Here is a 12,063-nt window from a genome sequence, read left to right on the forward strand (position 1 = left end):
ATGATTTTACAGATTTCTCAATCCATTGCCCAATCCCCCACGGTAGCATTAAGAAGAGCCAAAGCAGCAACAGCGGCAGTGTCAGCGCGTAAAATACGCGGACCTAATGATATTGGAACCACAAAAGGATGTTTTTTTAAAAAGCTCCGCTCTTCTTCACTAAAGCCACCTTCCGGTCCAATAAGAATACCAGGTGTTGTAACGTCACGCTTTTTAAAAGAAGGTAATGGATTATGCGATTTATGCTCTTCATCACAAAAGAATAAAGGCTGTGTCTCATCCCATCGTGCTAAAAGTTCTGCTAATGATAGAGCAGATACGCATTCAGGGAGAGATAAAATACCACACTGTTCAGAAGCTTCAATAACATTGGCTTCCATACGCGCCATATTGATACGCGTAACCTGCGTATGATGCGTTATAACAGGCTGCAAAACCGATACCCCCATTTCAACAGCTTTCTGCACCATATAATCCAACCGCGCGTTTTTGAGTGGAGCAAAACAATAGATAAGACTGGAATGCGTCGTTTGTAATCTTTCTTGATGGATAAGCTGAACCACAACAAATTTTTTCTTAACAATGATAAGTTTAGCAAGCCACTCACCATCCTGTCCATTAAAAAGTAAAATTTCTGCTCCTTCTTTCATACGCAAAACATGCACAAGATAAGAAGCTTGTGCCCCCTCTATCTTTATTTCTTCATTCAGAGCCAATGTCTGTCGTATAAATAATCTTTTAAGTTTATAATTTATGCGCATGAAAATTTTGCCAATGCTCACTATCGTCATCGAGAAAATAAAGAAAAATATATAGCAAAAAGAAAAAATTATATCTATAGAACTATAATATATTAAAGAATTATAGAGTTTTTTTAGCTTTATGAGATAATAACAGGAACTTATAGATCCTTAAGTGATTCTACTTTCATAAAAGTTTAAATAATGCACCATTCATCTTTGCATTCAGTCATTGATGCATCCGTGGAGGAAAAATATGTCTGCTAAAAAAGCTACAATTATTACGATTACAACCCTCTTAGCCTTTATTTTGATTACAGTGGGAATTGGTTCTGTTGGAGCAGATGGGAAGCATACAATTACCAAAGATGGCTATGGTATTTCTTCTGGGATTCAGTAAGCACTGGCCGACATCCCTCTTAAAAATTTAATGTTTTTTAGAAACTTTTCTAAGAACTTGCATCAATATTATGAATTTCTTGTATTTGAAAGATTCCATAAGAAGGATTTTTATTTCTCTCTTTAATCATTTATCTGTATCAACCACACTTATGACAGAGAGAACGATTTTTACTGCTTCATCACGAACGGATTTAAAATGAGAAAATCTTCCGATAGTGAGACCTCTGATTTAAATTTAAAAGACAATTTTAAGTTACAAAAAGATGGATTACCATTATAAGATAGAATGTTATATAGATAAAAAACAATTCTCAATCTGCGTCAATGTCTTTTGTAACCCAAAAGTTACCATGATTTTGTCCTTTAGAGCTTAGAGAAAATGTAAAAGGCCATGCAAGGCTATTAGCGAGACATTGGACATCTTTACATAAAGTTTCTGATCTATAGTTTTTGCGTAGTTGTGCCTGTAATATCAATTCATTCTGCTTCCCTTGCGCGATAGCAGTTGCAACGCTTCCTTGAATGGATAAGCTCAAGTCTGCTGTACGCATTAATGACTCTGTCACCTTCATCATACCTTCTGAAAAGCTTGTCTGAATATCCCAGTGATCAAATGTTGTTGAAAAAGTATCATTAGTCATTAAAAGAAATTGTTGTTTATTTAAAAGTCTTGTTTGTAATTCGTTCAAATCATACCCTAAGAGCCGACCAGAAGACATTTTCAGTGTTAATTCACCCTGCATTTTTGTAAAAATTTCTCGCCAAGAATCAGCAAGTGTTCGTACCGTTGCAGTAAAATTCGTTTTGCTTTGTATAAATGGAATAAATCCCAAGGTTTCTAAAGTCTCCTGCATATCAATAGAAGCACCTGAAATATTTCCTCCAATACGCACTTTCTGTCCAGCTGGCGTAACTTCAATATTACTTTGCACGGATCCACCAAAAATATTCGCATGTCCAAGATCAAAAATACCATGCCCATTTCTTATTTGTATTGCAGCAGCTAAATTTGTGAGTGAAATATTTCCTATTTTAGCTTGTGGCGCAGAAAGTCGTATATCCACGCCAATACGATGAAAAATTGTCATATCAAAGAAGGAATTTTTCTTTTTACCTGAAAAAAACATTGAACCCAAGAGGCTAAGATCTAGGTTATCAAAGGCTAACGAACCCATAACATTTGGTACATAATCTTGAAAATCGAGTTTTAAAGCTCCTCGCGCATTTGCTTTCCCCATCGTAAATGTAACATTGTTCATTTGAATATGCATTGGCTGCGCTAAAAAATGAGATTCCCATACAATGGGTATTTTAAATTTATGTCCCCAAAACTGATTTCCACCAACCCAAGATAATGTCTGATTCCATCCCGGAGAACGCATCGATACTTTTCCGTCAAAAATATAATATTCAGATAACCGAGCCTTTCCTGTAAAAGTTATTCCCCCACGTACAGAATTGAGACTTGCCCTAATATGACTTTTTCCTCCTGCAAGAAGCAGCAATGCTTGAGAAGCATCAATTGATAACTTTGTAAATTCTCCGCGCCAACGCGCATCTGCACGTAACCGTACTTCCTGAGTCGATTCCGGCCAATCTAAAGTCGCATTTAATCCTGTTATTTTTTCTGCTAATCCTGAAAAACTATCGTGATACACAAGAACACCATTTTTAATGACAATCCGCCCAAAAGGTTGTTTTAAAAGGTGCTCTATTTCTGGATGTTCAGGATTATGTTTTAATATTTCACGCTTATTGCGTATTGCCAACCCTAATGCACCTTGTGAGCGAGAAAACCGATCAAAAAAATCTGCTATTGTTTTAACAGGCTTTTCCATAACAAATTGAGGACGCATAATCCGCGTCTCTGAAAAAGAAACATGTCCCCAAAGAAGATCGACGACAGAAAGATCAACTTCTATTGATTCAGCTTCCATTAATGGCCCAACATCATCCATTTTAGATGTTAAAGTAACACCAGAAAGAAATGCTTTAGGATAAGGAAAAAGATGTAACCGCGGTGGATCACGCAATTGCACATTGTAACCAGTCCATGCACTCAAATCCTGCGCTAAACGAATGCGAATCGCATCTGTAGAGATAAGATAAGGTAAAACGAGAATCCCCACTCCAAATAAAAAGATAATTGTAATAAAAATTCCGCTCAAAAATTTTATTATTCTGATGCGCACAATATCCCTCTATATTTATCCCCCTATAACAGATTAAAAACAAACTTAAATGATCAAAAAAAGTTTTTATAACCCTATAATTCACTATATCCACTTTGTATCTTAATTATTTTTGTTCTTTATCCAAAATTTATTCAAACAGCAATGTTGCTGCTTCTTTATAAAGCAATTATTTAAAAATCTTCAAAACTATAAATCCACAACATTATAAAACCATTCTTACTGTTCTCATATGAATATTGCTATAAAACTCTATCGTATTATTAGAAAATGCTTTACAAAAAAACAAACAGCCTTACCGAAAGGATCTCTGAATGAATAATATTATCGATGGAAAAAAACTTGCTGAAGAGATTATTGCGAAAGTTAAGGCCGAAACAACAAAGCTCCGCCATCACTATAATATACAACCTAGTATCGCTGTTATTATTGTTGGAGATGATCCCGCAAGTCAAGTATATGTCACCTCAAAAAATAAAAAAGCCGAAGAATGTGGGTTTCTTTCAATCAAACATGTCATTTCCAAAGAAACACAAGAACAAGAACTCCTTCAACTTATTGCAACATTAAATTCTGATCCAAAAATTCATGGTATTTTGGTACAGCTGCCTCTCCCTGCTCATATGAATACAAATCGCATAACACAAGCCGTTGCTTTCCAAAAAGATGTTGATGGTTTTCATTATATTAATGTAGGAAAACTCGCGGCAAATGCACTTGAAGATGCGATTATTCCCTGCACACCAGCTGGTGCCATGATGATGATCGAACAACACTGTGGGCAAGATTTATCTGGACTTGATGCTGTCGTTGTTGGACGCTCTAATATTGTTGGAAAACCTATGGCTGCCCTTTTAACAGCAGCCAATGCCACTGTGACAATTGCCCATAGTCGTACCCGTGACCTTGATGATGTTTGTCGAAGCGCTGATATTTTAGTCGCAGCTGTAGGCCGCCCACAAATGATTAAAAAAGACTGGATCAAAAATGGTGCAATTGTTATTGATGTCGGTATTAACCGCGTTGCTGCACCAGAAAAAGGTGTAGGGAAAACACGTCTTGTTGGTGATGTCGATTTTGAAAACGTAAAAGAAAAAGCTGCCGCGATCACCCCTGTTCCAGGAGGCGTTGGACCAATGACAATTGCCATGCTTATGGTTAATACACTCAAAGCCGCCGCGCGATCACACAATCTGCCTATGCCAAAATTCTAAGAATTATAACAATTCCTTGTATATGGTTTTATTGTACATGATTAAGCTTGTTTATTTTTGCATTTTTCATGTCATAAAAACAGATGCTCCTTGATCTGCACGATTAACGGATTGACGAAAAACATGAAAAAGTTCGCGTCCAAAACCGTGTTCGTTTTTTGAAAGATCAGGAGGTATGATTTTTCGTACGTTAAATTTTGCTAAATCCTCCAAAAGAGTTAATTTACCCTCATGAGCATCAAGAAAAACAATATCACCATCTTGCAAACGTGCAATGGGACCATTATCCACTGCTTCCGGTGTCACATGAATGGCAGCAGGAATTTTTCCTGACGCCCCTGACATACGCCCATCGGTTATCAATGCTACCTTTTGACCGCGATCTTGTAAAACGCCTAAAATGGTCGTTAATTTATGAAGCTCTGGCATACCATTGGCTTTTGGTCCTTGATAGCGAATGACAGCGATAAAATCTTTATCATACAACACTCCAGATTTAAAAGATTTTTGTAGTTCTTCTTGATCATTAAAAACAAAGACTGGTGCTTTAATCTGCCAATACTCTGGTTTAACAGAGGAAACTTTTATAATAGCTGTTCCCAAATCTCCCGATAAAACACGAAGACCACCGTCAGGCTGAAATGGCTTTCTCCACCCTGCTAACACCTTATGATCACCACTTTCCTTGAGAGCCGCTTCACGCACCACATGACCATCAGCAGAAAGCTTTGCTTCAATTGCATAAGCATTGAGATCTTTACCAAAAACCGTTGAAACATCTTCATGTACTAAACCTGCATCGATAAGCTCGCGAATAATAAATCCCATCCCCCCAGCAGCATAAAAATGATTGATATCCGCTAAACCATTAGGATAAATGCGCGCTAAAAGAGGCACATGGCAAGAAATTTCTGCAATATCATGCCATGTCAATTTAATACCGCAAACAGCAGCCATAGCAATCAAATGAATCGTATGATTGGTAGAACCTCCTGTTGCATTTAATCCTACAATGGCATTCACGAAAGAACGCTCATCAATGATCATACCAAGTGGACTATAATGATCACCAAGATCTGTCATTTCAAGTACACGTTTCGTAGCTTCTTTTGTTAAAGCATCACGCAACGGTGTATTCGCATTAACAAAAGAAGCTCCCGGCATATGAAGCCCCATCATCTCCAGTATCACCTGATTAGAGTTAGCGGTTCCATAAAATGTACATGTTCCTGGTCCATGATAAGAACGAGCTTCTGATGCTAGAAGTGTTTGGCGATCTATTTTATTTTCCGCGTAAAGTTGACGTATCTTCGCTTTTTCATCATTACCTTGACCACTTGTCATAGGACCAGCTGGTATAAAAATTCCTGGTAAATGACCAAATGTTAGTGCACCAATCAATAAACCTGGTACAATTTTATCACACACCCCAAGATATAATGCTGCATCAAAGACATCGTGTGATAAGCTTATAGCTGTCGCCATTGCAATTACTTCACGCGAAAAAAGGGAAAGCTCCATCCCCGCATTTCCCTGCGTAACACCATCGCACATCGCGGGAACACCACCTGCAACCTGTGCAACACCACCAACCATACGGGCCGACTCTTTAATTAAGTGAGGAAATTTTTCAAAAGGTTGATGAGCTGAAAGTAAATCGTTATATGCCGTGATAATGCCAATATTCCCAACGATATTTCCCTTCAAACGCTCTTTATCTATTGCACCACAAGCAGCAAAACCATGAGCCTGATTGGCACATCCTAAAAAACTTCGTTTGGGGCGATGAACTTGTGCTTTCGCAATACGATCTAAGTAAATTTCTCGTGTTGATCGAGAACGTTCATAAATCCTTCGTGTAACTGTGGCAATTGTCTTGGAAAGTGCCATATTCCCCTCCCTCTTTCATTGTTGCTTCCCCTCATTCATTGAGAGAGAGTACGTTTTTATTCACCTTGTCTCTCATATTCTAATTCACTTATTTCATTATCTGCAGGCGACCAATAAACCTGCACAAGATGAGGGGAATTACGCAAAACTGCCCGAACAGGCATTTCTATTTCAGATCCATCTTGACAAGCTTTTTCAAAACAATCGCGTTTCTGAAAACCTTCGATATGGAGAATAATACAACGAGACTGCATAATAACTGGCAAAGTTAGTGAGAGTCTTGGCTCAACAGCACTCTTAGCATGAAGGGGCAAAACAAGTGCTTGTGTTCGCAGATCAAGCGCTTGCTTTAAACGATCAGCATCAGGAAAAAAAGAAGCCGTATGTCCATCACCCCCCATTCCTAAAACAACAACATCAAAGGGTTTAGGCAAAGTATTAATACGACTCGCCGCTGAAAAAGCTGAAAGTTCAGCAGTAATCGCTTTATGATAAAGCCCTACAAAACGCGCTTTTTCGGCAAAATTTTGTAACAAATGACACCGTACCATATGCTCATTTGAACGTTCATCGTGTGTAGGAACGAAACGTTCATCGACCAAAGTAATAATGATATTTTTCCAATCAATATCCGCTTTTGACAAATAATGAAAAAACAATTCTGGTGTTTTACCACCAGACACCGCTAAAACTGCTCTCTTACGCTCAAGAACAGATACACTAAGCTCTGCGGCTACTCGATCTGCTAATGCCAAGGCTAAAGTCTGAGGGGTTTCAAAATCTAAACGGTCAATATTCATTCTATACATACTTATTGCTCTAAACTAAATTGTTCCATATACGCCCATCACGTTCCATGAGAATCGCCGAAGCAGATGGCCCCCACGAACCAGCGTTATAACTGTGAAAAGGCTGTTTTATTTCTTCCCACCCCTCAATGATTGGATCAATCCAACGCCAAGCAGCCTCAACTTCATCACGGCGCATAAACAGCGTTTGATCTCCACGAATAACATCCATTAATAAACGTTCATAAGCATCAGGATTACGTTCAGAAAATGCGGAAGCAAAACTCATATCTAATGGAATGTGACGAAACCGCATACCGCCGTAACTTGGATCCTTAATCATCAACCATTGTTTTACACCCTCATCAGGTTGGAGACGAATCACAAGCCGATTAGAAAAAATTTCATCTAAATCCACATTAAAAATATTATAAGGAATAGGTTTAAAAACCACAACAACTTCAGACATTCGCGTGAACATGCGCTTACCTGTTCGTAAATAAAAAGGCGTATTAGCCCAACGCCAGTTATCAATCTTAACCTTAAGCGCTACAAATGTTTCAGTCTTACTCACTCTTCCCAGATCATCGAAATAAGACTCTACAGATATACCATTTGATAGACCAGAAAGATACTGCCCACGTACAGTATGCTGCCCTACATTATGTACATCAAGCGGTGTTAAAGAATGTAAAATTTTAAGTTTTTCATCACGTACAGCATTAGCACTGTTGGTAAATGGTATTTCCATAGCAACTAAACAAAGTAATTGTAGCATATGGTTTTGCACCATATCGCGTAGAGCACCAGTGCTTTCATAATATTCTGTACGCCCCTCTAACCCTAAAGATTCAGCAACGGTTATTTGAACATGATCAATATAGTTGGAGTTCCATAGCGGTTCATAAAGTGTATTAACAAACCGCAATGCCATTAAATTTTGAACAGTTTCCTTCCCAAGATAATGATCAATACGAAAGATCTGCTCTTCATTAAAGGCGCTTGCAAATGCATCATTAAGTGAAACAGCTGTTTTTACATCGCGACCAATTGGTTTTTCAATGATAATCCGTGTTTGTGGTGTCACCAAATCATTTTTTCCCAACTTCATCGCAATATCAGCAAAAAGTGACGAACTAACAGCCAAATAAAAAGCTCGAATATTCGCTGAACCTTGTGACAGAAGGAGAGCTAAATCCTCCCACCCTCGATTTGAGGAAACATCAACAGAAACGTAAGTTAAACGTGCAAGAAAACGATTGAGTTCTGTTGAATTGAGATCTTTTGGATGGATATGTTTTTCTAAAGAAGTGCGGACAAAATTTTGATATTCTTCATGACTTAAGGAAGTGCGGGAAGCCCCAATAATACGTGTTGGCTCACTGAATTGACCAACACACTGACAATGATACAAAGCCGGCAAAAGCTTGCGCGACGCCAAATCACCATTGCCACCAAAAACAATACAATCAAAGGAAGAAACTGGAATAATTTTACGCACCATGAACTTGTTTATTTTTCTATTCGATTATGAAATCCCATATCACTTATAAAAGCTTCCATTATTAAAGCAGACAGATACTAAATAAGCCATTAATTTTCTTCATTTCAAGCAATGTTTCCATTAAAGGCGATCCATTAAAGAAAACCAACGCATTGCTAAAAATATAAGTGGATAACGCAAAACTCCTCCCCCCGGAAAAGATGAAATCTTTAAGTCTTGGAAATAGGAAAAACGTTCATATTTTCCAGTCAACCATTCTGCGTATAATTTTCCTATGAAAGGAGCCAGCATAACGCCATGCCCTGAATAACCACCACAATAAGTCATCCTTGAGAAAAGTTGTCGAACATAGGGCATGCGCTCAACTGTGATGGCAACCGTTGCTCCCCAACAATGGCTTAAATTGATAGAATGTAATTGAGGATAAATTTCAGCAATTTGCCGTTTTATACGTTCATCTAAATTCAAAGGATGTTTATTATCATAACTTTCTACGCCACCAAATAAGAGACGATTATCAATGCTTTTGCGAAAATAGCGAACCATAAAACGGGAATCATCAACCGATTCCCCGCCTGCGAGAATTGAACTGTGCTTTGGTAATGGGTCCGTTGCTCCAATATAAGAACGAATAGAAACAATATTTTTTTCAATAAAACGCTCCAGACCAAGTTTATACCCATTTGTTGCAAGTAAAACATGCTCTGCTGTTACACTGCCTTTTTCTGTTATCACTTTCCAATGGGCTCCCTTGCGCTTTACTGTCGTTACTTGTGACTTCTCATAAAGCTTAGCACCAGCATCTTTAGCTTTTTTTGCCAATCCAACAATCAATTTTAAGGGATTTATATGGCCGGTATCCGCATCATAAATACCACCACAATAAAAAGACGATCCAAGTCGCCTAGATGTTTCTGCCCTATCCATAAAAGTAAGCGCATGATAGCCATAACGCTGCATCACCTCAATATGCCGTTGATAAGAAAGAAGCTCACGCCTTTTATGTGTCACAGAAAGCTGTCCTCCTATCAAATCACACGAACAATTAGGCATCGCGCATAAAGATAAAATATCTCTTTTAGCTTCTTCTGCTAAATCAAACAGAGCCTTACTTCGCTCAAAACCATACTTTTTTTCTAATGTTTCTACCCATTGCCGTTGCCCTGTTCCCAGCTGTCCACCATTGCGCCCTGAAGCACCATCACCAAAACGTGATGCTTCAAATAAAACAACATCTACTCCAGCCTTGACTAAATGATAAGCAGCCGACAGACCCGTAAATCCGCCTCCAATAATGACCACATCACACTGTCTGTTTTCACAAAAAGAAGGATAAGAGGGACGTTCTTTTAAAGTATCTTCATACCAAGAAATTCCTGGAGAAATTGAATTATAATCAATCATCGTCATAAAATTTAAACATTCAGCAGAAGATATTCACGCTCCCACGGACTAATTACTTCCATAAAAGTTTCAAACTCCTGTCGTTTGATTGCAGCATAAGTACTGACAAACACATCCCCTAAAATAGCACGTATTGCTGTATCTTGTTCAAACAAATTGACTGCCTCAATGAGTCCACGCGGTAACTCAATATTATCAGCGTTTACATTATTTGTCGCTGGCTCATCCGGCTCAATTTTTTGTTGCAAACCAATAAGACCACACGCTAAAGAAGCTGCAAGGGCTAAATAAGGATTCGCATCTGATGAAGGAAGTCTATTCTCAACACGCCGCGCTTGAGGAGCAGAACGGGGAACTCGAAAAGCTGTAGTACGATTATCATATCCCCATCGCAAATTAACAGGAGCCGAATTATCAGGGACAAGACGTCGATAAGAATTCACATAAGGCGCAAGCATCACAAGTACCCCTGGCATATGTTTTTGCAATCCACCAATAAAATGGCGAAAACAGATACTTTCTTCACCATTTTCCTGTGTAAAAATATTCATACCGGTTTTCTTATCAACAACCGATTGGTGAATATGCATAGCAGAACTCGGCTGCCCTTGAATGGGTTTTGCCATAAAAGTTGCATACATATTATGTTTTAGAGCTGCTTCACGAATTGTTCGTTTGAACATAAAAACTTGATCCGCTAATTCAATAGGATCACCATGACGTAAGTTAATTTCAAACTGACCTGCTCCTTCTTCATGAATGAGAGTATCAATTTCCAATCCTTGTGCCTCTGAAAATTGATAAATATCATCAATCAAATCATCAAACTCATTAACACCAGCAATGGAATACCCCTGTCCACCACCAATTGAACGCCCAGAACGACCAACCGGTGGAACTAACGGATAATCAGGATCGGGATTTTTCTGTACTAAATAAAACTCAATTTCTGGTGAAACAACAGGGCTTAAACCCATTTTTGTATAAAAATGAACCACCGTTCGTAAAACATTGCGTGGTGTGTAATCCACAATCTGACCATTTTGATACACAAGATCACAAATCACCTGTGCTGTGGGAGCATCTTCCCATGGAACAATGCTTAACGTAGAAAGATCAGGTTCAAGGCGTAAATCACCATCTGCTTTAGGATATTCAAAACCATGACCATCTTCAGGATAATCCCCTGAAATTGTTGCCATAAAAACGGCTGAAGGCAATGCCAATGATGTTTCCGATGTAAATTTTTTAGAAAGCATCATCTTGCCCCGTGGTACCCCTGCTTGATCAGGCGTAATACATTCAATATCCTCTACCTTACGGAAAGCAAGCCATTGTGAAACTTGTTCCCAATTGTGCACACCACGTAAACTTTTGAGAAAACGAGAGACAGGTTTAAAATTTTTACTTTTCGTTTGTTTACCATTTTTTACAGCCATAACATACCAACTTTACAAACAATCAAGTTCTATTCTTATAGTATCAGCCTCTGCATAAACGACACGAAAAAAAATTATCAACTGATATTTTTGAAGAATACTATAAGATCTATCAAGGTAAAAGAACTTTACGCTCAACAAGCTATCCTATCACCATAGTGAAAAAGTTGATATTGCACGCGATACATCGGTGCGAACCTTCTCCTTAATATAAAACAGCGAGAAATACCATGGTGGACGTAACCTAATTCCGATTCAAATAATCATATATAAGAAAACATTGGCGAGAATAATAAAGGCGAGATATTTAATTTTCTTTTGGCCGTAGCAATGCTTAATTAAAAGAAAAGAAACTTTTCTTTTAATATGAAGCAAGTTTTGTAACTCTATTGTTATTCACATAGAAGAAAACAGCCTAGGATAGTGAGTAGCTATGCCTTTACAACTAATGCTTACAAACACTCACCACGCCGTAATATGCGTAAATGTA

General features: G+C 38.2%; 9 protein-coding genes. 2 read left to right on the forward strand and 7 right to left on the reverse strand.

Annotated elements, in window-relative coordinates; all coding sequences use genetic code 11:
* Positions 1–17 precede the first annotated feature (17 nt).
* Positions 18–761, reverse strand: a complete 744-nt coding sequence (locus ACFIKG_RS01250; RefSeq protein ID WP_375625159.1) for a 16S rRNA (uracil(1498)-N(3))-methyltransferase — start codon at positions 759–761, stop codon at positions 18–20.
* Between the two features lie 235 nt (positions 762–996).
* On the opposite strand from ACFIKG_RS01250, the gene ACFIKG_RS01255 reads away from it, so the two are divergent.
* Complete coding sequence (locus tag ACFIKG_RS01255) at positions 997–1,140, forward strand: hypothetical protein (protein ID WP_012754785.1); 144 nt, start codon at positions 997–999, stop codon at positions 1,138–1,140.
* Between the two features lie 313 nt (positions 1,141–1,453).
* On the opposite strand, the gene ACFIKG_RS01260 is transcribed toward ACFIKG_RS01255, so the two are convergent.
* A complete protein-coding gene (locus ACFIKG_RS01260) occupies positions 1,454–3,334 on the reverse strand; it encodes an AsmA family protein (RefSeq protein ID WP_375651591.1) in 1,881 nt (626 codons plus the stop codon).
* Positions 3,335–3,648: 314 nt separating this feature from the next.
* Between ACFIKG_RS01260 and folD the strand changes: the two genes are divergently transcribed.
* Complete coding sequence (gene folD / locus ACFIKG_RS01265; protein WP_375625161.1) at positions 3,649–4,548, forward strand: bifunctional methylenetetrahydrofolate dehydrogenase/methenyltetrahydrofolate cyclohydrolase FolD; 900 nt, start codon at positions 3,649–3,651, stop codon at positions 4,546–4,548.
* 66 nt (positions 4,549–4,614) lie between these two features.
* Here folD and edd read toward each other — a convergent pair whose 3' ends face one another.
* From edd to ACFIKG_RS01290, 5 genes are all read right to left on the reverse strand, one after another.
* Positions 4,615–6,438 (reverse strand): phosphogluconate dehydratase, encoded by a 1,824-nt coding sequence (gene edd / locus ACFIKG_RS01270; RefSeq protein ID WP_375648634.1) that lies wholly within the window; start codon positions 6,436–6,438, stop codon positions 4,615–4,617.
* A gap of 56 nt (positions 6,439–6,494) precedes the next feature.
* The gene (pgl, locus tag ACFIKG_RS01275) at positions 6,495–7,247 is read right to left on the reverse strand and encodes a 6-phosphogluconolactonase (RefSeq protein WP_375625163.1); all 753 of its coding nucleotides are present in this window, start codon (positions 7,245–7,247) and stop codon (positions 6,495–6,497) included.
* Between the two features lie 10 nt (positions 7,248–7,257).
* Complete coding sequence (zwf, locus tag ACFIKG_RS01280; protein WP_375625164.1) at positions 7,258–8,730, reverse strand: glucose-6-phosphate dehydrogenase; 1,473 nt, start codon at positions 8,728–8,730, stop codon at positions 7,258–7,260.
* Between the two features lie 120 nt (positions 8,731–8,850).
* Complete coding sequence (locus ACFIKG_RS01285) at positions 8,851–10,134, reverse strand: NAD(P)/FAD-dependent oxidoreductase (protein ID WP_375625193.1); 1,284 nt, start codon at positions 10,132–10,134, stop codon at positions 8,851–8,853.
* 11 nt (positions 10,135–10,145) lie between these two features.
* Positions 10,146–11,573, reverse strand: coding sequence for a glutamine synthetase family protein (locus ACFIKG_RS01290; RefSeq protein ID WP_375625165.1), 1,428 nt, complete (start codon positions 11,571–11,573; stop codon positions 10,146–10,148).
* Positions 11,574–12,063 lie beyond the last annotated feature (490 nt).

The sequence above is a fragment of the Bartonella sp. LB28NMGDW genome (genome assembly GCF_042194435.1).
Taxonomy (GTDB): domain Bacteria; phylum Pseudomonadota; class Alphaproteobacteria; order Rhizobiales; family Rhizobiaceae; genus Bartonella; species Bartonella grahamii.

Excerpts from the sequence above, each read along its gene's own strand:
- ACFIKG_RS01250 (WP_375625159.1), bottom strand. The coding sequence starts at position 761 with ATGCGCATAAATTATAAACTTAAAAGATTATTTATACGACAGACATTG.
- ACFIKG_RS01255 (WP_012754785.1), top strand. The coding sequence starts at position 997 with ATGTCTGCTAAAAAAGCTACAATTATTACGATTACAACCCTCTTAGCC.
- folD (WP_375625161.1), top strand. The coding sequence starts at position 3,649 with ATGAATAATATTATCGATGGAAAAAAACTTGCTGAAGAGATTATTGCG.
- edd (WP_375648634.1), bottom strand. The coding sequence starts at position 6,438 with ATGGCACTTTCCAAGACAATTGCCACAGTTACACGAAGGATTTATGAA.
- pgl (WP_375625163.1), bottom strand. The coding sequence starts at position 7,247 with ATGTATAGAATGAATATTGACCGTTTAGATTTTGAAACCCCTCAGACT.
- zwf (WP_375625164.1), bottom strand. The coding sequence starts at position 8,730 with ATGGTGCGTAAAATTATTCCAGTTTCTTCCTTTGATTGTATTGTTTTT.
- ACFIKG_RS01285 (WP_375625193.1), bottom strand. The coding sequence starts at position 10,134 with ATGATTGATTATAATTCAATTTCTCCAGGAATTTCTTGGTATGAAGAT.
- ACFIKG_RS01290 (WP_375625165.1), bottom strand. The coding sequence starts at position 11,573 with ATGGCTGTAAAAAATGGTAAACAAACGAAAAGTAAAAATTTTAAACCT.